The following is a 25,793-nucleotide window of genomic DNA, read 5'->3' as shown; positions in this document are numbered from 1 at the left end:
TTCCATCATTAAAAAGACAGGCGCGCGGCCCGGACTTTCCGGGCAAGGATGGGCCGTCTTGCATTTGATATTACACTAAGAACAATCACTATGGACGATTTTGACAAGATACTTGCGGAGGGCATCAACTTCAAGCCAGCCCCCAAGAACCGCCCTGACACGGACAAGGTGAAGACCAAGGCCAAGAAAAAGAAATACGTCACTGGCGCGCATGGTTCCGGCTCGGCCAAGCAAAAGGCCAAGTACAGAGAGCAACGTGCCAACCGCAAGTCACAAAGGAGAAACAAATAGCGCGGCTGGCTTTGTATTTTGAATTTTGATTTTTGGATTGACGTCTTTCTATCTTAGTATCAATCCATTGTATATCCTGCCTGAGGCGATGCCCAATCGGCGCGCCGAGAACCAGTCGGCCTCGGCCTCGTAGGTGCAGATGCCGCTCATGGTCACGTTTTCCGCTGGCACGCCCCAGCTTTCCATTTGCAGCTTGTTGCACAAGGGCAAGTCGATATGCCATTTGCCATATCGCTTGGCTATGCGCCCCATGTCGTGGCCCGCCAACCTGAAGGCGTCGTAAACCTCCTGCCCAACCTCAAAGTTTCTCACCGATATGCCCGGCCCCACCACGGCCCTCACGTCTTGCGGACGAGTGCCATGGAGCGTGGCCATACGCTCCAGCGTGGCTGTCACGACGCGGTCGACGGTACCTCGCCACCCAGCGTGCGCCGCCGCCACCACGTGATGGGTCTCGTCATAGATCAATACAGGGATGCAATCGGCCGTGGACACGCCCACGCATACGCTTTGGCAGTGGGTCATCACGGCGTCTACGCCCTCAAGCGCCAAGGCTCGCCGCTCGGCCGGCAAGGCCAAAAAATCGTTGTCCACCACCAGCGTCTCCACTCCGTGCGTTTGGTGGGGCACTATCAGTTGGGTTGGTGGCAGGCCCAACTTCTTGGCCAGCAACTCGCGGTTGCGAGCCACATGCCCCTCGTCGTCGCCACAATAAGCGTTGATGTTCAGTTCGCCATAGGCGCCATGGCTCACGCCACCGTGGCGGGTCGTGGAGAAAGCCGTCACCCCCGGGGCAATGTCATAATAGAGAAGTTGAGGCGATGGCGCGTTCATTCGGGCTCCACTATTTCGTAATCGTCAAGCTCGTCGATGTCGTCCATCTCGTCGTCGTCCAAGTCTATGATGTCCTCCTCGTCCACTGTGACTATTTCGTCCACGCCCTCGGCGTGCTGCTCGGATTGGAACAATTGCCAATCCTTGTCACGATGCACGATGGCATCTTCGCCGATGGCGTCTTGCAACTTGTTGCTCTCGCTGTTGAGAGCCTTCCATAACACGTCTTTCAGCTCGTCCAGCCCATAGCCTGTCACCGACGATATGAACACCACGGGCACGTTGCCGGGCAGTGTCTCGCGCAGCATGCCTATCAGTTCGTCGTCCAAAAGGTCGCTTTTTGTCACCGCCAGCACGCGGTGTTTGTCCAACAATTCGGGGTTGAACCTCTCTATCTCGTTGAGCAATATGTCGTAGTCGCGCTTGATGTCGTGTCGCGAGTCCTCACTGTCGCCGGGTACCATGAATAGCAACAGCGAGTTGCGTTCGATATGGCGCAGGAAGCGTAGCCCCAGTCCTCGTCCTTCGCTGGCTCCCTCGATGATGCCCGGAATGTCAGCCATGACAAACGATTGGTGGTCTCGGTAGCTCACGATGCCGATGGAAGGCTCAAGCGTGGTGAACGGATAGTTGGCTATTTTGGGGCGTGCGTTGGACAGGGCGGAGAGCAGTGTGGACTTGCCTGCGTTGGGAAAGCCCACCAACCCCACGTCCGCGAGGAGCTTCAACTCAAGTATGACGGTCATCTCTTGCATCGGCTCTCCGGGCTGCGCGTAACGTGGCGCTTGGTTGGTGGCGGTGCGAAATTGGTAGTTCCCCAATCCACCGCGGCCACCTTTGAGCAGCGTGATCTCTTGCTTGTCGCGCGATATGTCGCACACATACTTGCCGTTCTCGGCGTTGTACACCACCGTGCCGCATGGCACGTCTATGTACACGTCCTTGCCGTCGGTGCCGTGGCATTTGTCCCTGCCTCCGTTGCCACCATGCTCGGCAAAGATATGGCGTTGGTATTTCAGGTGCAACAGCGTCCAATAGTTATGGTTGCCTCGCAGGATGATGCTGCCCCCCCGGCCTCCATCGCCGCCGTCGGGCCCGCCGTTGGGCTGGTATTTCACGTGGCGCAGGTGCATGGAGCCCTTGCCCCCCTTGCCAGAGCGGCACACTATCTTGACGTAATCCACGAAGTTGCTGTCCATAACCGTTGTTTCTTAAAGCGTGATATGATGTTCGTATGTGTGGGCGCGCCCTCCATTCGTGCCCAAAGGGCATGGTCGCTTGGGGCGGTGGCGTCGCCGCGCCCCGCGCCGCCGCGTGGCCATTACAGGCTGTCTATCACCTCGGCTATGTCAGCGAAGATGACGCCCAACTCGCCCAATCCGTTGATATGATGGTGAATGCCCTCGCCTTTGTACCATTCGATGAGTGGCGATGTCTGGTCGTGATACACGTTGAGACGCTTCTTGATTGTCTCCTCGTTGTCGTCGCTGCGCCCGCTCTGCTGTCCGCGGAGCAACAATCGCTTCATCAGCTCGTCCTCGGGCACGTCCAACTCTATCATCGCCGCCACCTTGTGCCCGCGGCCCGCGAGCATCCTCTTCAGGGCTTCGGCTTGTGGAATGGTACGGGGGAAGCCGTCGAAAATCACGCCCTCGTGGTCTTTGCCAAAAGTGTCGTACACGCTGGCGAGAATGTCTACCATCAACTCGTCCGGGATGAGTTGTCCCTTGTCGATATAGGCCTTGGCCGTTTTGCCCAGCTCGCTACCTTTCTTTATCTCGCCGCGCAGCACGTCGCCGGTGGAGATGTGGCCCAAGCCATACTTGGCAATGATTTTGTCGCTCTGCGTGCCCTTGCCTGAGCCGGGCGCGCCAAAAATTACAATATTCTTCATTATCCTATAAAATGATAGTTAAAATCGTGTTGTCGCATGTGCGTTAACATGTCTGCGCGCGCTTGGCACACCTTAAGCTTGCCATTTGGCGCGCCTGTTGGGCACGTGGGGCGAGCCCTCGCCCCTTGCCCCGAAGGCGTTATTCGTCCACGACATAGATGTCGCGCAGGTTGCGTCCTTGCTGGTCGTAGTCGAGACCGTAGCCCACAATGAAATCGTTGGGAATTTCCATGGCCGCATATTCTATGTTGAGTGGCACCTCCAAATTTTTGGGTTTGAGCAGTAGCGTGCAGATATGCAACGACTCTGGCCCACGTGTGCCCAGCGATTCGAGCATGCGTTTCATGGTGCGTCCAGTGTCCACGATGTCCTCGACGATAACCACCGTGCGCCCTTGCAGGTCCTCGTTCACGCCGAAAATTTCTTTTACCTCGCCCGTTGAGGCCGTGCCCTGATAAGAGGCAAGCTTCACAAACGATATCTCGCAGGGGATATTGATGAAGCGCATGAGATCGGCGGCGAAGACAAACGAGCCGTTGAGCACGGCCAAGAACAGCGGGTTCTTGTCGGCCAAATCATGGTTTATCTTTTCGGCCACGTCTTTTACGCGTCTCAAAATATCATCCTCGGGGATAAAAGTGCGAAAAGATTTATCCCTGATTTGTACTATACTCATGGTGTCGTGAATTGATTGGTGCAAAATTACTAAAAAGAAGCGACAAAGGGTGGGCTGGAGCGAGGATTTTTATTTTATTTCTAAAAATACGGTGCCATTGGCTATCCAATCGCAATCTTTTTTTTATCTTTGCACTGTTATGAAGATATTTTCCGCCGCTCAGATACGTGAGCTTGACAAATATACCATAGAGCGCGAGCCCATCAAGTCCATAGACCTTATGGAGCGTGCCGCCAAGGCCATCACGCGCGCCATCATGGACGAGTGGACCGACCGCTCGCCGGTGGTGGTCTTCGCCGGTCCGGGCAACAATGGGGGCGACGGTTTGGCCGTGGCTCGCCTGTTGGCCGAGAACGGCTACGCCGTAAGCGCGTACCTGTTCAACGTTCACAACAAGCTCTCCGAGGACTGCGCCGCCAACCGCCAACGGCTGATAGACTGCAAGCGGCTGTCGGCTTTTAATGAGATCTCGCTCAATTTCGACCCGCCCGAGCTGTCGGCCGAGACGCTTGTGATAGACGCTCTCTTCGGCTCCGGCATCAACAAGCCGCTCATGGGAGGCTTTGCCTCTTTGGTGAAATACATCAACCAGAGCGCGTGCAAGGTGGTGAGCGTGGACATGCCCTCCGGGTTGATGTGCGAGGACAACAGCTACAACATCCGCGCCAACATCGTCAGGGCCGACCTCACGCTCTCGTTGCAACAGATGAAGCTGTCCATGCTTTTCGCCGACTGCCAGCAATACATTGGCCGGCTGCGCGTGCTCGACATCAGGCTCAGTCCCGACTATATTCGCGATACCGAGGTGTCGCACCGTGTGCTTGAGGAGAGCGAGATACGCTCCATGCTCCTGCCCCGCTCCGACTTCGCCCACAAGGGCGACATGGGGCACGCGCTCATCATAGCCGGAAGTCATGGCATGGCCGGCGCCGCTATCCTCGCCACTCGCGCCTGCATGCGATCGGGCGTGGGAAAGGTCACGGCGCACACGCCCAAGCGCAACTGCGCCATCTTGCAGGTGGCCGTGCCCGAGGCCGTGGTGCAGCTTGATCGCGACGAGACCTATTTCTCCGAAGGTGTCAACACCGACGATTTCGACGCGATGGCCATAGGGCCGGGCATAGGCACCAACGAGAACACGGGCATCGCCCTCATCGGTCAGGTAAACCGCGCGCAGTGCCCCGTGGTGCTCGACGCGGACGCTTTGAACATCTTGGCCAACCATCAGGCATGGCTGCAACAGTTGCCCAAGGGTGTTATCATGACCCCACACCCCAAAGAGTTGGACCGATTGACAGGCACCGTGAGCAACAGCGACGGTGAGCGGCTCGTGCAAGCGCAGCGATTGGCCGAACGATTGGAGGCCTGCATCTTGCTGAAAGGCCATTACTCGGCCCTGTGCTTGCCCAACGGCCACGTACTGTTCAATGGCACCGGCAACAGCGGCATGGCCACCGCTGGTAGTGGCGACGTGCTCACGGGCATTATCACCGCCCTGCTCGCGCGAGGCTATAACCGTGTCAACGCCTGCGCCGTGGGCATGTATCTGCATGGCCTTGCCGGCGACTTGGCGGCCAAAGACGTGGGCAAGGAGAGCCTCGTGGCCACCGATATCATAACATACCTGCCCAAGGCTTTCATGCAATTGGAAGAGTGACACGTCATGGGCAACCTGCCTGCGAATGCCAGCTATCCCCAAAAGAAAAACACTATGAGACATTTTCATTTACCCAAGCCGATCGTTGCGTGCTGCGCCATCGCTTGCGCGGCCGTGTCGCAATGCCTGCCCTGCTCCGCACAGACCGTGGAGGGCGTCACTTATTATCTGCCCCAAGCCTTGGCTCGCTTCACGGTAAAAGTGGAAAAGACCGTATACCGGCCCGGCAAGCTCGCCGTGTACGCGCGCCAGTATCTCAAGGTAGACGCCCCGCGGCGGCCCGCCACCACCTACAGGCTCATCGGGCTTGACATGACACCGGTGGCCGTGCCCGACACCGCCAAGCGTTTCACGCTCACGATAGACCGCAAGCACAGCGTTCGCAAGGTGAGCCGGGACCGCGCGGGCGCGCTGTTGGCCATCAATGCCGACGCTCGCCCCGACGACGTCTTGCCCCAAAAGTTCACCCCGGCACCTCGCCCGGCGCCCCTGAACCCCACCGACTACATGTCGGAGGATATTCTCAACGCGGGTAGCCTGGCCAAGATGGCAGAGCTGACGGCGCGCGAGATATACGACATACGGGACAGCAGGGACGCCCTGAACCGTGGCGAGGCTGACTTCATGCCCAAGGATGGCGCGCAGCTCAAGACCATGCTCGCCAATCTCGACACGCAGGAGCGCGCCTTGACACAACTTTTCGAGGGCACTGCCACGCGCGACACCGCATGGCTGAGCGTGGACTACCTGCCGCGCGCGGAGGGGCGCGAGGTGCTCTTCCGTCTGTCGCGCTGGCTCGGCTTGGTGGACAACGACGACTTGGCGGGCGAGCCTTACTACGTGGACGTGCGGGACAACCACACCGCGGGCGCGGCCGCGCCTGCCGACGACGAAAAGAAAAAAGACAAAAACGACATAGGCTTGCGCGTGTCGGTGCCTTCCAAAATAACCCTTACCGTGTGCGACGCGGGCGGGACCGCGGCCCGTTTCGAGATGATGGCCCCGCAGTTTGGTGTGGTTGAGAAGCTCAGTGGCGCGCTCTTTGGCAAGAAACAATCATCGCGTCTGCTGCTCGACCCGCTTACGGGAGCTATCCGCTCCATAGATGCCATAGAGGTTGAATGACATCCATGCAGCGCGCGTGAGCTCCAAGGTGAGCTTGTGGCGCGCATGGGTGCATGGGCTGCGTTGGCAGATGGGCATGTTTGGGCGTGCCTGTGGCCGAGCCATCCTATGTTTGAAAAAAAATGACAAAACCTTGCCTGTCTTTCGCGTATTCGCAAACGCAAGGCATCTCGCTCGCAAATGCGCGAAAAATGGGAGGTTTTTGCAAGTGATTGACAGATAGATTTTTATGAATTTCTCAGCATGTTTTTGTTGCCAATGAATTTTGAGTGGCGTCCCATTGGTATCTATTGGCCGAGCGATTAAGCAGCAATCGCGTGCCCTTTAGGTGTTGGTGGCTTGCCCTTCGAGCCGTATACGCGCTGCCAATAGGCGTTGATCGTGACGAGCGCCGTGGGTGCGCCGCGCTTCTACACATGGGCGGCGAGTTGGAATCGACCGTTTTGGGTTGTGGGATGACACGTCGGGGATCTTCGTTTTTCACGATTTTTTTTAACATCGTATCACATTTTTACACCTGTTTATGGCGTTAAAGCCATAGAAAATTGCTAACTTTGCAGAAATTATCATGCTGTTCCCTATACATATAGACATATTGGCGTTAATCCTGAAGGGGGTTCTCATTGGGATAATGGCCTCCGCACCAATGGGGCCGGTGGGTATATTGTGCATACAGCGCACGTTGAGAAAAGGCCGTTGGTACGGCTTTGTCACCGGCGTGGGCGCCTCTATCAGCGATATCATTTACGCCTTGGTGACTGGTTTTGGCATGAGTTTCGTCATGGATCTCATCACCAATCCCACCAACAAGTTCTGGTTGCAAATCATAGGCAGCGTGGTGCTCCTGATGTTTGGCGTGTATTGCTGGCGCAGCAATCCCACCGCCAACATGCGGCAGAGCAACAAGAACGGCACGGGGACGCTCGTGCACAACACCGTCACGGCGTTTCTGGTCACGTTTTCCAATCCGCTCATTATCTTCCTGTTCATGGCGTCGTTCGCCCAGTTCGCCTTCGTGGTACCCCATAGGCCGTTGGAGATGACGTTCGGATATCTCAGTATCGTGGGCGGCGCGTTGTTATGGTGGTACGGCCTGACGTGGCTCATAGACAAACTGCGCGAGAAGTTTGACATCGCCATCATTATCATCATCAACAAGCTTATAGGGTCGGCTGTCATTGTCTTCTCGTTGGTCGTGTTGATCGGGACGGTATTCAATCTCTACACGTTTCAGTGACCGGCGAGCGGCCAAGGCAGGCGTGGCGGTCGCGCCCGCGCCCATGGCAAAAAAACGCTTCATGCCACCTGTCTTGAATGTTGACGGCGCGACGAGATCCCGGATGATCTCGCGGCGGCTGGCACGCGGCGGCCGCGTGGTCCGCGTGGCCAATAGCGAATCTTGAATCTTGAATTTCGAACAAAAAAAATGTTTCTTTCCCAACAACTACGTAAAACATCCATCGCCGAGTACCTTTTGTACATGTGGCAAATGGAAGACTTGATACGCGCTTACGGCTGCTCGCTCTCCCGAATACGCAGAGAGTATATCGCGCAGTTCGACTATACCGACGAGCAGAAAGACGAGGAGGCCGACTGGTTCGGCAATCTCATACGCATGATGAACGAGGAGGGCTGCCGCGAGCGGGGCCATCTGCAAATAAACAAAATATTGGTGCAAGACCTGACCGACTTTCACAACCGGTTGTTGGCCTCGTCCAAATTCCCTTTTTACAACGCCGAGTATTATAAGGTGCTGCCCTTCATCGTGGAGTTGCGGCAAAAAGGCGGCAAGGAGGCTGGCGAGGTGGAGACCTGCCTGAACGCCCTCTACGGCATCATGATGCTGCGATTGCAAAACAAGGAAATATCGCCGGACACCGACCACGCCGTGAAAGAGATAACCACCTTCGTGGGCATGCTCAGCGACTATTACGTGAAAGACCGCGACGAGGGCCTCGACTTCGGCGACGACGGCGCCTGACACTCGCGCCCGTTGGCGCCCGCGGGCATGGCCCCGGGAACGCCGCGCGGAAGCCATCAACCACCATTATCGACACAACAACACACAATGAACGAAATACAACGCAGGCGAACATTCGCCATCATCTCGCACCCCGACGCCGGCAAGACCACCCTCACCGAGAAATTTCTGCTCTTCGGTGGGCAGATACAAGTGGCCGGAGCCGTGAAAAGCAACAAGATACGCAAAACCGCCACATCAGACTGGATGGACATAGAGAAGCAACGCGGCATCTCGGTGTCTACCTCGGTCATGGAGTTCGACTACCTGCCGGATGGGCGCGATGGCGAGCCCTACAAGGTGAACATACTCGACACCCCCGGACACCAAGACTTCGCGGAGGACACTTACCGCACACTCACCGCCGTCGACTCGGCCATCATCGTGGTCGACTCGGCCAAAGGAGTGGAGGCGCAGACGCGAAAGCTCATGGAGGTGTGTCGCATGCGCCGCACGCCTGTTATCGTTTTTGTCAACAAGATGGACCGCGAGGGACGCGACCCATTTGATGTGCTGGACGAGTTGGAGCATGAATTGCAGATACACGTGCGACCCCTGTCATGGCCTATCGGGCAAGGACTCAAGTTCAAGGGCGTGTACAACATCTACGAGCGGCAGCTCAACCTCTTTACCCCCAACAAGCAACGCGTCACCGAGAAAGTGGCCGTCGACATCGCCTCCGCGGCCTTGGACGAGCGCGTGGGCGAGCGAGAGGCCGCCCACTTGCGCGAAGACCTTGAGCTGGTGAGCGGCGTGTACCCTGAGCTGGACGTGAACGACTATCTCGCGGGCACCACCGCGCCAGTGTTCTTTGGTTCGGCGCTCAACAATTTTGGCGTGCAGGAGCTGCTTGACTGCTTCGTGGAGATCGCGCCAAGCCCACGGCCCACCAAGGCGGAGGAGCGCGTGGTGAGGCCGGAGGAGCCCAAATTTACGGGTTTCGTGTTTAAGATCACCGCCAACATAGACCCCAACCACCGCAGTTGCATAGCCTTTTGCAAGGTGTGCTCGGGCAAGTTCGAGCGCAACCAGCCCTACCGCCACATCCGTTTGGACAAGACGGTGCGCTTCTCGTCGCCCACACAGTTTATGGCGCAGCGCAAAAGCACCGTCGACGAGGCTTATCCCGGCGACATCATCGGCTTGCCAGACAACGGCATCTTCAAGATAGGCGATACCCTCACCGAGGGAGAAGACCTGCATTTCCGCGGGCTTCCGTCGTTCTCGCCGGAACTGTTCAAATATATTGAGAATGACGACCCGATGAAATCGAAACAGTTTTTCAAGGGCTTGGAACAGCTCATGAACGAGGGTGTGGCCCAACTGTTCGTCAACGAGTTTAACGGTCGCCGCATCGTGGGCACCGTGGGTCAATTGCAGTTCGAGGTGATACAGTACCGGCTGGAGCACGAGTACAACGCCAAGTGCCGCTGGAAGCCGGTGCATCTGTACAAGGCGTGCTGGATAGAGGCCGACGACCAAGCGGAGATGGAGAGTTTCAAGAAGCGCAAGTACCAATACATGGCCAAGGACATGGAGGGGCGCGACGTATTCTTGGCCGACTCCTCGTACATGCTGAGCATGGCGCGGCAAGACTTCAAGGGCCTTCGCTTCCATTTCAGCAGTGAGTTTTAGCCTGGCTTGGCGCCCCGCCGATGAAAAAAACATGTGTAAAAGTGTTGTCCGGAGGTGGGGAAATGAGACCAAAAACGTAAATTTGTAACAAAATACTACGGACAAAAATATGAGAAAAAGAATAGTGTTTTCGGCACTTTGGGCGTTGGCGTTGGCGTTGTCGTCGTGCCACACCCCCTATGTGATGACCGGCGTGGAGCGCACGCGGGTGTTGGTGGACGGCAAGTATGACGCCAACCCTGACAAGCGCGCGCAAGCTTTCTTGCGCCCCTACAAGGCCAAGGTGGACAGCCTGATGAGCCCGGTGGTGGGCCGGGTGGATCGCTACATGGCCGCCCGGCGTCCTGAGAGCGCACTTTCCAACCTTTTGGCGGACATCCTGCTGTGGAGTGGGGGCGACTATAACGAGCGTCCTGACTTCGCCATATATAACATGGGCGGCATCAGGGCGGCTTTCGCGGAAGGAGAAGTTACCCTTGGCGACATACTCAACGTGGCGCCGTTTGAGAACAAGGTGTGTTTCATCACGCTCTCGGGGGCCAAGGTGACAGAGCTGTTCAGGCAGATGGCCAAGCGCGGTGGCGAGGGATTGAGTTGTGGCGCGGAGCTTGAGATAACCACCGACGGACGGTTGACGAAAGCTTTGGTGCACGGGAAGCCGGTGGACGAGAGCCGCGCTTACAGGGTGGCCACACTCGACTATCTGGCGCAGGGAAACGATGGGCTTGAGGCCTTCAAGGCCAAGACTGGCGTGAACTCGCCCAAAGGGGCGGAGAACAACGTGCGTGCGTTGATAGCTCGCTACTTTAAGGCGCGGACGGCTGCGGGCAAGACGGTGGACAGCCAAGTGGAAGGACGTATAAAAATAGTGAACCCATGAAGACAAAAACGATAGTTTTGGCGGTGGCCTTGACCCTCGCGGCAATGTCGGCCACGGCCCAAAAGTACCTCACGGTGCTACATACCAACGACACGCACAGCTGTGTGTTGCCGTTGAGCGCGCAGCTGGCCGACACGATGTTGGCCGGCAGGGGCGGTTTCGCGCGCCGCGTGGCCATGCTCGAGAGGGAGCGTAAGGCGGACAAGGACTTGCTGCTCTTTGACAGTGGCGATTTCTCGCAAGGATCTCCTTTCTACACATTGTTCAAGGGCGACGTGGAGGTCGGGTTGATGAACATGATGCGTTACGACGCCGGCACGCTCGGTAACCACGAGTTCGACTTCGGGTTGAAAAACTTGGCGCGCGTGGTTGGCAAGCTCAACTACCCCGTGGTGTGCGCCAACTACAAGTTCTCGCAGTACGGATTGGACCGCTTGGTCAAGCCCTATGTCATTATCAAGCGCAAGGGGATGCGCATAGGCGTGTTTGGATTGGGCACCAAGCTGGACGGCATGGTGGACCGCAAGAACTACGAGCGCACCGTGTATCTCGACCCGGTGGCCACGGCGCAAAAGATGGCCGACACGCTGAGGAAGAAAAAATGCGACCTCGTTATCTGCGTTACCCATTTGGGATGGATAACAGACGGTGTCGGCGACCAAGAGGTGATAGCTCGCACGCGCGGCATTGACCTTGTGTTGGGTGGGCACAGCCACACTTACTTCAAGGCGTTGCGCTATGTCAAAAACCTTGATGGCAAACCCATACCGGTGGACCAGAATGGCAAGCACGGCATCTACATTGGCAAGATGCGGGTGCGAATGGACCGGAAACGATAACGCCCACCCACGCCCTGATGTGGGCGAGGCATGTTGGCGCGACCTAAAAAAACAGATAAATGGATAAGCAAACAGACGCTTCTTCGCTCGATAACAGGCGGCGTGCCTTGGATGAGATGTACATGCGCCGTTGCTTGCAGTTGGCGCGCGGCGGACAGTGGCACGCCAAGCCCAACCCGATGGTGGGAGCTGTCATCGTGAGCGCCGACGGGCGCATCATCGGCGAAGGCTATCACGCGCGGTGTGGTGAGGCGCACGCCGAGGTGAACGCGTTTGGGTCTGTCCGCGCGGCCGATGAGCGACTGCTTGCCGAGGCTACCATCTACGTGTCGCTGGAGCCTTGCTCGCACTGGGGAAAGACACCCCCGTGCGCGGACCTCATTGTCAAGAAGGGCGTGCGCCGTGTGGTTTGTGGGTGCGTGGACCCATACGCCGAGGTGCGCGGGCGAGGCATTGAGCGCATCAGGCAGGCCGGCATCCCGGTGACCGTGGGCGTGCTTGAGCGCGAGTGTTTGGCCCTGAACCGCAAGTTTATCGTCGTGAGCAACGAGAAACGCCCTTATATCATCTTGAAATGGGCGCAGACCGCAAACCACAAAATCGCTTACGCGCGGAGCGCGGGAGCGGCGCGCGTTGAGCCGTTGGCGATCTCCTCGCCTTTCACCAAGATGTTGGTGCACAAGCTGCGCGCCGAGAACGACGCCATACTCGTGGGGCGCGAGACCGTCAACGCGGATCATCCGCGCTTGAACGTGCGTCTTTGGAGTGGGCCGTCGCCCGAGCGATTGGTCTTGACGCATAACGCAGAGGGCGTGCCTTCGTGGTTTAAATGTTTTGACAACATTGGCGCGACGCTTGACTATCTCTACGCCAACCACCGGCAGAGCCTCATTGTCGAAGGGGGAACCGTGACGCTCAACAGTTTTATTGAGCGCGGATTGTGGGATGAGATACGTGTGGAGACGGCTTCATTCACTGTGCCAAACGGTGTTGACGCTCCCGAGCTGCCCGCCAACGCGACGCTTTTGGACAAAAAATTCTATGACAAAAACACGATTTGTCAATACGTGAACCAAAGCCAGATTTTGTAAAAAAAGCAAGCATACGGCATTAGCCGCTTTTGTGTGATATAACACGCCTCGCTACCTTTGCCCCTCTTTACAGCAAGGACAATGGCCGTATGGCCAACCCATCCGTCTGATGATGGGGCTTCTCATCTTGAAACACCTTCGTAATGTTTCAGATGAGAGCGTCTTGGAGCGGTTCTTGGAGAATGCCTACTTTATAGAACTGCTGCCCATGCAAGGACATGCGACAGCCCATTCAACTCCGAAAAGGTCACGAGAAAGTTTCTGTGCCTTGTCGAAAAGATGAATGGGCTGATGAGGATGGTGGTTATCGCTTAACTACTTTCTTGCCACCGATGATGTAGATGCCCTTTGGCAGTGACTCGAGCTGTTGCTCGCCTTTGCCTACCACCACACCTTGCAGGTTGTATATGAGTGTAGGCTCATGGCTGACGCGCGGAACGGCGATTGCTGTTGGTGCGGCTTTTGCCATGTAGAACGGTGTCTTGAGGATGCGCTCCCGTTTAGGCACGTATATCATTCCACCTTGGATGAAGTCTTCTTGTTCCTCTACCTTGTAGCCATACGCGTAAATGGCATATTGCGCCCCAGCGGCAACGTTGTCTATCGAGAACGGAATTTCTTTCGTGCCGTTGGCGGGAATGATGTCTGCCAGCGAGATTTTGTTTTCAAGGTAAGTCGTGTCCGTATCGCCTTTCTTGCAACGCAGCTCAATGTCAAAACCGCCGCAATAGTCAGCGCTCTCGCTGTTGGTCACAATGAGTTTTCCCTTCATGGCGGGAGCTTGGAAAGCGTTTTCCCCACTTTGCTCGATTTTCACCTCAACAGAAGGAATGTTTTTCGACTTAGGTTCAGTAATGGTAATGTTTCCTCTGGAGCTGATAGTGGCACCCGAATTGCATTCGAAGGAGTAGTCGAACTCTCCAGCCTCCTTTGGATACAGCTCAAACATCACGTCTGTCGTCTGTCCTGAAGGCAGGAAGGTGGTGGTAGAAGCAACATAGTTATATTTGAAGAGCATGTTGAAGGTGTCGTACAGCTCGTCGCCCTTGTTCTCTATGGTGAGGGTTACGAACAGGGGGCGTCCCGCCTCCTTGCCGCCTTTCACGTCCACTTTCTTCACCTCCAGAACAGGCTTGGCAGTGGAGGTCTTCAGTTCCGTGTCGGTAATCTCTATCTCCTGCGCCTTTTCTCCAATGCCGCCACAGGCTTTCCATTCGCTTTCGCCTTGTATGCGGTAAACGGGCAGCACGGTGTACTTTCCGTTGGCGAGGGTGTTCGGTATGTTGAAGTTCGCTTCTTTCCTTTGTATCTTGCCGTCGGTCTTGAACTTTGAGCTGAACAGCTGTACGGCTTTTATCAATCTACCTCCCTGCCAAAAGCCTAAGCCGCAATCGGCATCAAAGGCTTCGCCGTAATTGTTCACGCATTTCATGGTGATGCCGTAATCCGTGAAGTCATCGCTGCCGTTAGAGCGGCTTCGACCTTGCAGGGGCGTCATCTCCTTGACGTCGACAACTTTTGGAAACGCGTCAGCACCTTCGCTTGGCCTGAATCCGATGATAGCTCCTTGCTCGCGCGTGTAGATACTTGGCAATTGCTTAAATCCATATTCGCGTGGCGAAAGAACCGACAGGCGATAGTAGCCGTTGAATTGACCTCCCCAACCCCAGTTGATGTGAAAGTAGTCGCCTTCCTTGTAGCCATCGCAGACAAAGGCGTGACCATAGTTGTACACCACATCTTCGGCAAAGTAATATACGGGTCGTTTGGCTTTCAACTCATTGTATATCAAGTCGCGCCATTCCTCACTGGTATAACGGTCCCTGAAAACGCGGTGCATGTCTTTGGCGTAACCAAACATTCGGGTAAGGAACAATATCACGTTGTAAGAATCGGCGCCCGAATCATTAGCGGTATAATCCATGCTCACCGCCTGTCCCACATACCTCATCAGCTTAGCCACGGCGTCTCGCTGTCGCTGGGTGGTGGAAATGCGGTATGAGGGTAGTATGTCGTTCCACTCGAAAGTGCTCTCGGCAAGCTCGGGCACTTTCAGATCAGCCGACGGAGCCTTGTAGGCAGGCAAGGCTGGAGCCTTCTTTGGATACTGGTAGTAGCCCATGATTTGGGCTGCCGCCGTGGCGACGCATCCCGTGACACAGTGCTTGTCTTTGTGCATGGGCGTTTGTAGGTTGTAGGGACCGTACTGGCTCCATGTGGTTTTCAGCAACGGCTCGATGGGCTGCAACTTTCCGCCGGCGCGGGTGGTGGCTGGCTTCGTGGCGGCAGGCATGTCGTTCAGCATGCGCACCTCCTGTCGGTATTGCGCCAAGAGCATCTTGAGCGATGCCGGACATTGCCGCTCGTCGTATGTTCCCTCTTCCGCGTAACCTAACACGTCAGCCGTGCGGTCGTCAGCGGAGGCGATGACGAAGCCCTGTCCCTTGCCCACGTTGAAAATGTAGTAGGCGTTGGTGCTTGCCACCTCGCTGAGCGAGGGTACGGCTCGTGAAGCTCGCGTGACGGCGTGGGAGTTAGTGCTTGCATGGCTTTTGATAAAAGCCAATGCAGCTTGTCGGGCTTGTTGTCTGCCCACAGGGGCGGCAAAAGCCAAGGTGGTTGCGCATAGCAACACTGAAAATGTAAAAAATTTCCGCATATTTAATTTATTAGTATAAAAAGTGCTTCTGGTAGTGTCCTTGAAAGTGTGTGATTCAACTTTCCTTTCTCTGTTCTTCCACTGCTTTTTCCTGACTTCGCCATCGTGTCACCCATAAATATAAATCATCCAATACTTCTTGGCGAGAATGTAAAAAATCAGGTTATTCTCGTATAAGGGGACGAGCTTGCTATTTTACTCGCCTTTTTGAGCGTCAACCTAAATGACAAAGACAATCATAGATTATCAAGTATTTACAAATATGTATTGAAAAAGTGACGAAGTCCTGCCCTAATTTTTTAGGCTCAAAAAGTTTTATCGGACAGCAATAGTCTTTTTTATCTTGTGTTTTTGTGTAATACGAGGTATAGCCTAAGGTAAAATTTATAAAATACAAAATCCCCACCTCCAGTATGTATAGAATAACCTTTATTTTATGATGCGTGGAAATTTGACGTCTCCATGCACGTTTTTCTTAGGTACATCTTGAAAATACATTCTATGGGTGGGGATAATTTTGTGTTACTTAACTAAAACTTTCTTGCCGTTGATTATATAAACGCCATGTTGCAATGTGCTGATTGCTTGCGCGTCAGCATGGCTCATGTATCTCTTGCCCGAGATGTCGTACACGCCAACTTTTGCCTGGGCTGCCTTGAGGTCGCGAATGCCGGTAGTAATGTTGTTGGCGATATTTTTCCAGCCGTCCGCGCTTCTGTATTTATCCTCGCTTCCTGCCGGTACTTCCAATACAAAATCATCGTCATCAGTGCCAGTGAAAATTTTTACATAATCAACAGGATTCATATTGATGCCTCCGTTGATAAAGTCTTCACCTCCGTCAAGGGTTTGGGGTGGATTGACGGCAAGGCACACCGCTTTCTTTAGACTGCTGCAGTCACCAAAAGCACCCTCGTCGGTACCAAAGAACGTTGTGAGTGTCTTTGGCAAGTACACCTCTGTACAATTGGCATTATGGGCAAAAGCCCCCATGCCAATTGATTCTACTTGTGTTTGCGAAAGGTCTACCTTCTTAAGATTGCAGGTGTGGAATGCTTTTGCCTTTATCTCTTTTAGATTCTTCGGGAAAGTAACAGTCTCTAAAGCCTTGCACTCCTCAAAGGCGCTCTCGTCAATCAACGTGATGTTGTCGGGTAATGTTATCTCCTTTAATTTGGGGCAACTCTTGAAACATTCTTTCCTAAGTGCGGTCAGTGACTTTGGCAAACTCACTTCCGTAAGGTTTTGGCAATCCCAGAAGATGTATTCGCCAAGGCTTTTTACCCCTTCTTCCACCACTATTTTTTTGATCGAGGAACGGTCTAATGTGTGGTTGTCAGTTCCCCACGCATATCCAGAGTTGCCATCTGCGTGTTCCATCTCTCCAGATCCGCTAATGGTAAGCGTGCCATCGGCAAACGCCCATTTCAAATTGTCACCAATAGCGCCGTCGTTGCCTGCCAGTGCACCCATGCAAATGAACAGGCTCATTGTTAACATGTAAATCTTTCTCATACTATAAAAATATTAAATTAAACATATTTAGGTAAAACCTATTTCATGATGTTTGGCGAGCGAGGGCAAGACTTATGCAGTGCGTGCCTTCTTATTTCGCAGGCACTGCCACTTTCTTGACCTCAAAGTCGACCGATGAGTTGTTTGTGTCGGATAATCTTTTTCCATCAAAGCGTCGTGTAATCATCTTGCCCGCTCCGACCTCTAACTTGTCGTCAACTTTGTCGTACACGCCATTCCAGCCTTTGTCCAGTGTGCCCGATATAGGGAAACTTTTTTCGCTGGTATTTCCTTTGAACCTTACGTTTACGGCATCCACGACCCATTGATTGGGCAAGAACATGAGAATTTGTGAATGTGAGTGATGTCCGCTCGCGTTCCACATGACATAGCGTCCGTACTTTGCCATCGGCTCCTCGATTTCTTTCAGCAACGCTTCGTTGATCTTGGCGTTGTTCATGTTCTCCTTAATCTTCTCGATAGGCTCCGCCAAGCGTATCAGAGCTATGGTGAAGTTTCGCTCAAACTCGAATGGCACATACTCGTCGTCGTCTTCATCCCACACTCCGACTTTCGACTTGTCCTGCTTCATTCTTTTTTCCTGCTCTTTGTCGTTTTCCTTGCAATAGAGGAATGTCATGTGCGGAACGTTGCCGTTTCCATTCTGTCCCCATTCAAAATCGGCCTTGGAAAGGTCGATAAGTTTTTCGATACCTTTGTATTTGGTTGGATCCTCTCCATAATCTGTCAAGTACTTCTTGTATCCCTCCGCATGGTTGATGGCTCTCATGGCAATAACGATGGTTTTGCCTGCCTTTACGGTGTATGGCTTTCCGCTTTTATCCTTGGGGAAGCCAATCATGTTGGAAACGCCGAACCCTTTCTGCCTGTAATCGCAATTAGGCTTTTCAAAGTTGACATTGTCAACGGCGTTGTACTGACATAGTGCCAGTGCCATGTTCTCAAGGCTTATGTCATGGTCGGTTGGGTTGTAGACGGAAATAAACTTGTCATCCGTTTCTTCTGATTTGTTGCCGTAAGGTGTCTCCACGAAGTCTCCGGCATAGTAAATGTCTTTTATGATCAGGTCCGCGCTTTCTGTATCAGCGTTATTTTTCTTTTCTTCCGGTTGTCCGTCACGCGTGCAGTTTGCGAAAAGCGCAATTGTCGCCAATGCGCACAGCATGGTTTTCTTCATATGTTTATGTTTTGGTTGTGTTAAGTTGCTATGTATATTATGTATTATAACAAAACAGGTGCAAGTCCAAAGGTATGTGGGGAACGTTTCGCGTCATCCGACATTTGGAACGATGAGGTATGAGTGAATCTTAAAAGTCCACGACACGGTTTTCTCGAAAGGCTTCTCATTGACGATGGGGTTGAGCTTAATGAAACGCATATAGAAGTTGTAAGTGTTGTTCCATCACAAATTATCACTTCTTGATTATAAATCTCAGTATGTAAAGGGGCTTGTGAATGGGGACAATAGTATAACTCGATGATTTTCAAAAGCTAAAGGCCATCATTCGAAATTCCGGAAGACCTAAGGTTTCTACGCATATCTTTGAACTTACACCTTTGTTAAAAACAATAATCTGTCTATCTTTTTTATTCTAACGCTTCTTAAAGCTTACTTCTTCTTTGTGCGAGCTTGTATAGAATTTACTTTCCAATATGATTCCGCGTTAAACGTTGGCCTTCCTTTCTCATCGCGTCTGCAAAGAGAGGGAGTGCCCTTGGCGAAATTAAGGCTTGAGTTCATCTGTGCCACAAAGCCCTTGCCGTCTGTTCTACGTATCAAAGCCCCTTGCATGTCGAGAGGGTTGAAAGATGCGTTAGCAAAGCTGGCTATGGTATAAATATTTTTGCATACGCTTGCAGTGCCTGCGTCGTACCACCATACCTTTTCTTTCTTCTCCTTGCCATTCTCCATTATTGGGCGTCCCTTAGCATCATACATAGTAACCTCGCTTGGCGCAGTAAGAAGGTCAAACTTCTTCTCTGAAGAAGGGCATATAGTTAAGAAGTCTACCACCCAGTTGTAGTCAAGCTCTATTGTTGCGGGAAGACTGTTGCCACCTTTAACATATATCTCTTGATAGTAAGCCGTAGGATATTTGCTCTTTTTTTCCAACTCCTTTTTCTTAACAGGATCCGTTTCATCGTTTATAGCATCTCTCTCTGTGCCATAATGGTCGTATAACGTATACCAGTTATGGCGAGAGCGTGGAGACTCATCAGGGTAAAAGCCCTCCGCGTCTTTTGCATGAGGCTTTGTGGCGTCGCCGTCAGGCAGCTTTACTAAAGCAATACGCATGCTTTGGTCTACACCATCAAAAGGTTTACTTTCCCATAAAACCAAATCCCTCATGTTAGGAATATCCTTGTTATCATATTTATCATCAGGGTTAGGCTCATACTGGTTACATAGCTCAAAGGTCTTGTCCTTAGGCAGCTTGCTATAATCTGGCAAAGCCTCCCAACCGTAGTAGCCTTTTTTTGCATCCTCTTCTGTTAGTTCATTCTCTTCTAAGAACTTCTTTTTATGGTCGCAAGCGTATTTTACTATTATTACGCTGTCTCCGGGCTGAATGACATGTGGCTTTTTTGTTACAGGGTCGTTAGGGAAATAAGACATGCCGCTAATGCCATAATAGCGATTGACAAAAGTGCCATCGCCTTCTGCTTGCAAAGAATAAAGTACGCTTGGGTCTGCCGCGTGCACAGCTATAGCCATGTTGGCAAGCGATATAGGCTTGTCGGTAGGGTTGGCTATCACTATGTAGTTAGCGTCGGTATATCTCGCGTATTGGCTATCCATGTTATATTTCGATAAATCTTTCCAAGTAAGATACCCTGTGTAAAACACCTCTTTAAAGATAAGGTGGTTTATTTTAGAATTAGCGTTAGTTTTGTCGGGCATGTCCCCATTTCTCTGACATCCAACGAAAAGCGTTGACAACGACATGCACGCCAACGCTAACATGCAATTGATTTTTTTCATATCTTTGATCTTTTATAGTTAATTATACCTGCTCTGTTTTATAAGAACCAGTTGCCGAAAGCTCCAAAACCATGTGTCTTGACATTTTGGCTTGCTTTATATGCCTCTTTTCCTGTTAAACCAATCTCCTTGCCGAGATAATAATAATAAGGCTCTGTGGGAGAAACGTTGGTAGGATCGGAATCGAACCTGTTGCAATATACCTTAATAGGAATATTAAAGCGTGTAAGCTCTTCCCATTCCGGCACTTCAAGTGGCGTTACTTTAGAGTTCCAATCAGGATCATAGAAAGGCGCGCAGGCTTTTACGCTCTTCATCCAGTCCCAATAACCAGCATAGTCTAACTCTTTATTGGCAATGGTAGCCTTAGGAATGTAAGCCTTTTTGCCCTTTTTTATCTTCATAACCCTTACGGAAAGGTAAAAATAAGGCAAGATGTATGAAGGACGAGAATACTGTTCGTGATCGCTTGTAAACCCTTTTACCTTAAAAGGCCATGTGTCATTTTCTTTTTCTCCATTTTCATATCGCCCATCTATTTCTGGTCTAAAGTTAGACGAAGGCTCGTTAGCCTCATAGTAAAAGTTGACGTGCCCTTTCAAGCCCACGCAGTCTTTGTCGTACGTGGCGCACGTGTTAGCGTCTGAGGCATCGAGAGGAGGTAACAAACGAATGTTATAAAACTCGCGCATACCATCTGCCATGGCATTCTGATACCATGTGTCGCGATAAAAATACTCAAACAAGTTTTTTGTGGCCTTTTGCCTACGCTCGAAAACATTTTTGCCTAAGCTCTTGTCTTCATCTACCGTCTTGAAATAAGGCGACTCAAGAGGCGTTGGATCCACCTTGCCATTTTCTCCATTTTTATCTAACTGCCATGTACCTCTGCAATCCATTACCTTATAGGGGTTGCCCTTGTCGTCCACGTCGCTGATGGTAAAGAATATCTGATACTCATCGGAGTGCTTGTATATCTCGTCGTTAAGCAGCTTGCCGTTTTTGTCCAAGAAGTACAAGCATATACCCCAAAGGTTCTTGTCTCCACCGATAAGGCGAATGTAAGGTTGCTTGGGAGTGGGCTTGCCCAACTTCTTTTCAAATTTCGTCTGTATGCTCTTTTCCCATTCTACTTTTACCGTAGGATACTGTGCGTTGTTGTTTTCTACCACGACGAACTCCTCTTGACGCCAAGGAGCATCCGGGTAAACATAGTTGCCGTGAAACTTCTCGTCGCCATGCGAGTGGCCCTCCTTAAACATTACTACACAGCGTGCCCAGTTGTGAAAAACGCCGTCCTTGTCAGGGTCTTTCATATCCCCGGTAAATGGGGCTTTCTTTTGCAAGCTGTCTACCATGGCGTCAGCGCCACTATGTGGCACTTCTTTTTGTTCCAACGGGTTCTCGGTATAGTTGATATGCATGTTGCCAAAAACGAAATCATCGCACGAGGTGCAGCATAATATCAACAAGAGAACGAGCGAAAAACTATATTTCTTCATTTTGTTTCTTTTATATATGTATATATAAGTCTTCTTTAAAATTGTCTATGTCTTTATAGGCTTCTTAACAATAAGCTTTATTTTTACATGACAAATATATTTTTTCTGTTTCTTGAGATTAAATAACCTTTGGAGAAGAAATATTTCTTTATAAGGTCAGCGTCCATCTTGGGGTAATACTTGGAGAAATCTTGCACAAACTTGTTTTCACCGTCTTTCATATCGGCTATAACACGGAAAGTTAAAGGAATGTCGATGTCGTGATTGCTCCATTCTGATTTTATCTGATTAAAGTTATAAAGACCTGTTTCTGCTCCTACGTGCATACTGCCTGTTATCTCTGGGGCTTTCACGTTATCTTCAGGATTTTCATTACCATATTTAGGCCAAATGGTAATCTTGCTGTTTTTACCCTCTGCTGCCTGCTGCGAAACTATATTACACAAGCTAACCTGTAAGGCGAACTCTGTATTGGCCTGTTTAAACTGCATGACGCCTTTAAAGCCCATACGGTCCAAGAAATTAGAATTGCCTGTACCTATCTTGCGCATCTGATGCAAAAGCTCTACAAAGTCGCCCTGACGCTGCCTAAGATGGTTCGTGCCATCTGTTACGACGCCACCATCGCCGCTGCCCTCTTGGTATTCATAGCCCAACTGATGCTCAAAGGGGTCGGTGTCACGATACTCGTATGTAAAGAGTTTGTCCGCATACTCTGCTGCATGAGGCACGCTGATCGCCTGATAAAACCTGTGACCATTCCACTCTGCGGTGTTGTCTTTCAAAGTGGAAAAGTCGTTAACAGCCTTTGCTATCAAGGTGGTGTCGTATGGAATTTGCTCTTTGGCGTCTCCATTTAAAGGACCTGGCACGGCGTTGGTAGTGGTAATGTCACATCGCCTTAGCTTGTCGCCATCTTTTTCAAAGGTAAAGTCGTTATAGAAAACAGGGTTCTTGCCCAAGGTATGTGGGTAAAATCCTTGCTTGCTGTCGCTCTTCAAGGTTTTGCCATCTATGCTGTAACGATGTCTTAACACCTCGTTGCCAATGGTAAAGAAATGCTGGTGCTGCACCAGCGTGGAGTTGTCGAAGTCTGGGTTTCCGTTTTTCTTGTAATAGAACTGTATGAACTCACCGTTTATAACCTGATGGTTAGCCCCATAATAGGTAAGCTCAAGACCATAATACACATCGTTTGAAGCTACGACGTCGAAGTGGTCGCGCTCACTGGTTATCTGCATCTGGCCATCATCGCCCTTGCTAATCTCTATCTGCTGCATTAAAGGATAGTTGCCTACGGCGTCGGTATTGACACTTATCATGTTGTACGAGTCTTGGTCGTACGTGTTGTCTATACTGTTGTCGGCGCCAAAGTTTCCAACTTTTATGTTGCCACCCTTGAACCCCATTCTGAGCACGGCGCTCACGGCGTATATCTGCGAGTGGCCCTTGCCGTTGTACTCGATGGAAGCGGGTGGGGCCTTTACTATTGTTTTCAGGAAATCGTCAACATCATTGGTAGAACAAGCGGCAAGCATGCAGCTACATCCTAACGCCAAAACTGTTGAGCGTATCATTTTATATATCTTATGCTGTATCTTCATTTTTTTAAAATTTAATGATTGTGCGCAAAGAGTAGTTCATGCCACGTTCGTGCGCGTAATACCTAAAACGGTCTGTGTATTCCTTATATAATGTGTTGAGGATGTTGTCGCCTACCAACATCACTTTTATTTCGCGGTTGCCGGGTAGCTTGTAGGCGACATCCGCCGTGGCGCCAAGCAAGAAGTAGGGGTCGGGCGATACGGGCACCAAATCTTTGTTGGGGTCGAAACGGTTTTGCTTCGTGACATAGTTGCCGGAGAGGGAGAACGACGCCTTAATCTTTTTCTCCGCGCCGAAGACGCGTTCGTAGTTCGCCGACAGCCCATATTTGTCCGATGGCATGAAAGGCAACCAGTCGTCCCGCGTGACGTTTCGCGCGAATATCCATTCACCCTTTGCCACGACACTGAGCCCTTTGATGGGGGTTACGGTGGCTTCTATGTCGCCACCACACAGCCTGACGTCGTCTTGGTCGTACATGAACTTGGCGTATTTTCCGCTTGGGCTGTTGTGAAAGCGGTCGACGCCATAGCCGATATGGTCGTATATATAACTGTTGATGCGCTGGTAGAACATGCTTGGCTCCACGGATACCCATGTGTTGCGATACCTTGCGCCCATGATGGACTTCCATCCGCGCTCACTCTTCAGGTTTCGGTTGCCCACCACCCAGTAAGAACCTTCTTGAAGTCCGATGGCGTAAAGCTCGTTGATGTCTGGCGGACGCCACGACCACCCGATGTTCGCGCGCATGTCCCAATTGTCGTTAAACTGATAGTGAGTGGCAAAGCTCGAGGTGAAATTGCTGTAAACTTTGAAGTCGTCGTAGTAGTCGTAGTTGTTCAGCGTGGTGTAACCGCTCACGCTCATTACCCTGAAGTCGTAACGCAAGCCCAACTCGCATTGCAATTTCTCGAAGAAAGTGGCCTTTTGCAGCAGGAAGCCACCCATGGTGAGAGCCGCAAAGTTCGGTACGAAGGCAGGGTTCTTGGTGCCCGGGAAGTTGTAGTTTATTTGGTATGTGTTTGCTACGCCTGCGTAGGTGGACATATTGAAAGGCTTCCATGAGGCACGATATGACAGGTCTCCCTTGTATGTTTTCAATATGAGGTCTTGCATCGGGATGACGCTCCACTCCTTTTTCATACGGTTCTCATACTCCTGCCGCAAATTTTCTTGGAACGACAAGGTCAAATCCAGCGATTGCTTTGGGTTGATGCGATATTTAACCTCGCCCTTCAACGTGAAATGCTGTGATTGCTGGAATGGTATGCCAATGTCGTAAGAGAATGGTTGCAATGACGACTCTGTTGGCCGGCCAATGCGGAAACGTTCTTGCAATTGCGTCAAGTCGGATATTTGGCTGCCAAAATAGATGCCAGAGCGTTGGTAGAACAAGCTCGTGAGCACTGTTGCCGTGACGCGCTTGTTCTCAAAGCCGCCCATGGCCGACATGCTGATATTGTTGTAGCCCGTGTTGTTCATGATGTATTCTGGCGTATGGTAGTCTCCGCCACGGGTATAGTTGCCGTGCAGGCGCATGCCGAAATTCTTCCATCCGGCCTCAATGCTTCCTGAGCCGCTTATCCCTCGGGCATTGGTGTCATAGCCGATGTTTGCAACCCCCTTGACGATAGGTTTCTTGTGCCCATAGGGCAATGGAGCGTCGTTAAGCAATACCACGCCTCCCATGGCGCCAAATCCATAGCGAATGCACTCCGCGCCTTTCACTACCTCTACCATGCTGGCGCCCGTGTAGTCAATTTCCGGCGCGTGGTCGTTTCCCCAGCTCTGGCTCTCCAGTTTTACGCCGTTGTTCATCAATAGAATACGACTGCTGTGCATACCTTGTATGACGGGCTTGGCCACCGTGCTGCCGGCGCTGATGGAGCTAACGCCGGGAATTGTCTCCAACATTTTTGCCAAGGAAGTGGCTCCGCCCTTCTCAAGCATGCTTTCGTCAATAGTGGCTGACTGTTGCAACACGTTGGTGTGTTTTCGCTTGGATGTCACGGTCACTCCGCTCAAGGTGCGAGCGTCTTCCCTAAGCTTGACAGCCACCGTCTTGGAAGCTGCCGAAAGGGTAGTGTTATAGGGCTTGTAGCCCACGTAGGTCACGGAAATGTTGGTCTTGGTAAGCCCACTCTTGAATGCGATGGCGCATTGGCCATTGATGTCGGTCACGCAGGTGCCCAAATTGTTGGTGCGCACCACGGCTCCGGGAATGGGCTCGCCCGTCATGGCGTCGGTCACCGTCAGCTTGACGGTATCCCTGGCTACCTCGGTGGCGAGGTTGGAGGCGTGGCCAGCTGTGTCTGATAGCCTCGCGCAGCAAAGTGCGAGGAGCAACAGCAGGCATTGGCCCAAGAAAAGATGACTTCTCAGTCTGTTTCTCAGTGAATGTTGAAAGTTTGTTGACATTTTATGAATTATATGTGTGAAACTTAATGATAACTTTTTTGATATGCAAAGGTATTATGTTATATTTTTCTGTTAAAATAAATGGCATACCCAAAAATGGGCATTTTAAGTGTGAAAAAAATATATATATACCAAATGTTTGTGA

20 protein-coding genes and 1 pseudogene are annotated in these 25,793 nt (G+C 51.9%); 10 read left to right on the top strand and 11 right to left on the bottom strand.

The window, feature by feature from the left end:
• Nucleotides 1-90 precede the first annotated feature (90 nt).
• On the top strand, nt 91-291 hold the full coding sequence (locus HMPREF1640_RS01645; RefSeq protein ID WP_036891808.1) for a hypothetical protein: 201 nt from the start codon (nt 91-93) through the stop codon (nt 289-291).
• 48 nt (nt 292-339) lie between these two features.
• On the opposite strand, the gene pgeF is transcribed toward HMPREF1640_RS01645, so the two are convergent.
• From pgeF to hpt, 4 genes are all read right to left on the bottom strand, one after another.
• On the bottom strand, nt 340-1,125 hold the full coding sequence (gene pgeF / locus HMPREF1640_RS01640) for a peptidoglycan editing factor PgeF (RefSeq protein WP_036891807.1): 786 nt from the start codon (nt 1,123-1,125) through the stop codon (nt 340-342).
• Entirely contained in the window at nt 1,122-2,324 is a 1,203-nt protein-coding gene (obgE, locus tag HMPREF1640_RS01635) for a GTPase ObgE (protein ID WP_036891806.1), read from the bottom strand. Before obgE ends, pgeF begins: the two co-directional genes overlap by 4 nt.
• Nucleotides 2,325-2,446: 122 nt before the next feature.
• Entirely contained in the window at nt 2,447-3,019 is a 573-nt protein-coding gene (locus HMPREF1640_RS01630; protein ID WP_036891804.1) for an adenylate kinase, read from the bottom strand.
• 139 nt (nt 3,020-3,158) lie between these two features.
• Nucleotides 3,159-3,695: a hypoxanthine phosphoribosyltransferase gene (gene hpt, locus HMPREF1640_RS01625; RefSeq protein ID WP_036891803.1), complete on the bottom strand. Its 537-nt coding sequence runs from the start codon at nt 3,693-3,695 to the stop codon at nt 3,159-3,161.
• 139 nt (nt 3,696-3,834) lie between these two features.
• Between hpt and HMPREF1640_RS01620 the strand changes: the two genes are divergently transcribed.
• From HMPREF1640_RS01620 to HMPREF1640_RS13455, 9 genes and pseudogenes are all read left to right on the top strand, one after another.
• The gene (locus tag HMPREF1640_RS01620; protein ID WP_036891801.1) at nt 3,835-5,352 is read left to right on the top strand and encodes a bifunctional ADP-dependent NAD(P)H-hydrate dehydratase/NAD(P)H-hydrate epimerase; all 1,518 of its coding nucleotides are present in this window, start codon (nt 3,835-3,837) and stop codon (nt 5,350-5,352) included.
• 54 nt (nt 5,353-5,406) lie between these two features.
• The gene (locus HMPREF1640_RS01615; protein ID WP_052051659.1) at nt 5,407-6,477 is read left to right on the top strand and encodes a DUF4831 family protein; all 1,071 of its coding nucleotides are present in this window, start codon (nt 5,407-5,409) and stop codon (nt 6,475-6,477) included.
• A gap of 568 nt (nt 6,478-7,045) precedes the next feature.
• Nucleotides 7,046-7,714 (top strand): LysE family translocator, encoded by a 669-nt coding sequence (locus HMPREF1640_RS01605; RefSeq protein ID WP_036891799.1) that lies wholly within the window; start codon nt 7,046-7,048, stop codon nt 7,712-7,714.
• Nucleotides 7,715-7,903: 189 nt separating this feature from the next.
• On the top strand, nt 7,904-8,458 hold the full coding sequence (locus HMPREF1640_RS01600; RefSeq protein ID WP_036891798.1) for a DUF4924 family protein: 555 nt from the start codon (nt 7,904-7,906) through the stop codon (nt 8,456-8,458).
• Between the two features lie 87 nt (nt 8,459-8,545).
• Nucleotides 8,546-10,132, top strand: a complete 1,587-nt coding sequence (locus HMPREF1640_RS01595; protein ID WP_036891797.1) for a peptide chain release factor 3 — start codon at nt 8,546-8,548, stop codon at nt 10,130-10,132.
• 109 nt (nt 10,133-10,241) lie between these two features.
• Entirely contained in the window at nt 10,242-11,012 is a 771-nt protein-coding gene (locus HMPREF1640_RS01590; RefSeq protein WP_036891795.1) for a 5'-nucleotidase C-terminal domain-containing protein, read from the top strand.
• Nucleotides 11,009-11,851: a bifunctional UDP-sugar hydrolase/5'-nucleotidase gene (locus HMPREF1640_RS01585; protein WP_036891793.1), complete on the top strand. Its 843-nt coding sequence runs from the start codon at nt 11,009-11,011 to the stop codon at nt 11,849-11,851. Before HMPREF1640_RS01590 ends, HMPREF1640_RS01585 begins: the two co-directional genes overlap by 4 nt.
• A gap of 59 nt (nt 11,852-11,910) precedes the next feature.
• Nucleotides 11,911-12,942 (top strand): bifunctional diaminohydroxyphosphoribosylaminopyrimidine deaminase/5-amino-6-(5-phosphoribosylamino)uracil reductase RibD, encoded by a 1,032-nt coding sequence (ribD, locus tag HMPREF1640_RS01580; RefSeq protein ID WP_052051656.1) that lies wholly within the window; start codon nt 11,911-11,913, stop codon nt 12,940-12,942.
• Between the two features lie 56 nt (nt 12,943-12,998).
• Nucleotides 12,999-13,156: pseudogene (locus HMPREF1640_RS13455) on the top strand (transposase); the annotation flags it as partial.
• Between the two features lie 90 nt (nt 13,157-13,246).
• On the opposite strand, the gene HMPREF1640_RS01575 reads toward HMPREF1640_RS13455, so the two are convergent.
• The 7 genes from HMPREF1640_RS01575 to HMPREF1640_RS01545 all read right to left on the bottom strand — a co-directional run bounded on the left by HMPREF1640_RS01575 (nt 13,247) and on the right by HMPREF1640_RS01545 (nt 25,468).
• Nucleotides 13,247-15,601 (bottom strand): C10 family peptidase, encoded by a 2,355-nt coding sequence (locus HMPREF1640_RS01575; protein ID WP_231565815.1) that lies wholly within the window; start codon nt 15,599-15,601, stop codon nt 13,247-13,249.
• 522 nt (nt 15,602-16,123) lie between these two features.
• Nucleotides 16,124-17,116 (bottom strand): leucine-rich repeat domain-containing protein, encoded by a 993-nt coding sequence (locus HMPREF1640_RS01570; RefSeq protein WP_036891791.1) that lies wholly within the window; start codon nt 17,114-17,116, stop codon nt 16,124-16,126.
• Between the two features lie 91 nt (nt 17,117-17,207).
• Nucleotides 17,208-18,314, bottom strand: coding sequence for a DUF4876 domain-containing protein (locus HMPREF1640_RS01565; RefSeq protein ID WP_036891788.1), 1,107 nt, complete (start codon nt 18,312-18,314; stop codon nt 17,208-17,210).
• A 432-nt stretch (nt 18,315-18,746) separates the two neighbouring features.
• The gene (locus tag HMPREF1640_RS01560; protein ID WP_036891786.1) at nt 18,747-20,120 is read right to left on the bottom strand and encodes a DUF4876 domain-containing protein; all 1,374 of its coding nucleotides are present in this window, start codon (nt 20,118-20,120) and stop codon (nt 18,747-18,749) included.
• A gap of 38 nt (nt 20,121-20,158) precedes the next feature.
• On the bottom strand, nt 20,159-21,622 hold the full coding sequence (locus HMPREF1640_RS01555; protein WP_036891784.1) for a hypothetical protein: 1,464 nt from the start codon (nt 21,620-21,622) through the stop codon (nt 20,159-20,161).
• 83 nt (nt 21,623-21,705) lie between these two features.
• Nucleotides 21,706-23,160 carry a hypothetical protein gene (locus tag HMPREF1640_RS01550; RefSeq protein ID WP_036891840.1) on the bottom strand — a complete coding sequence of 485 codons (1,455 nt, stop codon included), beginning with the start codon at nt 23,158-23,160 and terminating at the stop codon, nt 21,706-21,708.
• Between the two features lie 70 nt (nt 23,161-23,230).
• Nucleotides 23,231-25,468, bottom strand: coding sequence for a TonB-dependent receptor (locus HMPREF1640_RS01545; RefSeq protein ID WP_369699814.1), 2,238 nt, complete (start codon nt 25,466-25,468; stop codon nt 23,231-23,233).
• Nucleotides 25,469-25,793 lie beyond the last annotated feature (325 nt).

The sequence above is a fragment of the Prevotella sp. S7-1-8 genome (genome assembly GCF_000758925.1).
Taxonomy (GTDB): domain Bacteria; phylum Bacteroidota; class Bacteroidia; order Bacteroidales; family Bacteroidaceae; genus Prevotella.
Note: the sequence above shows the minus strand (reverse complement) of the source record. Positions and strands in the feature narration are given on the sequence as shown.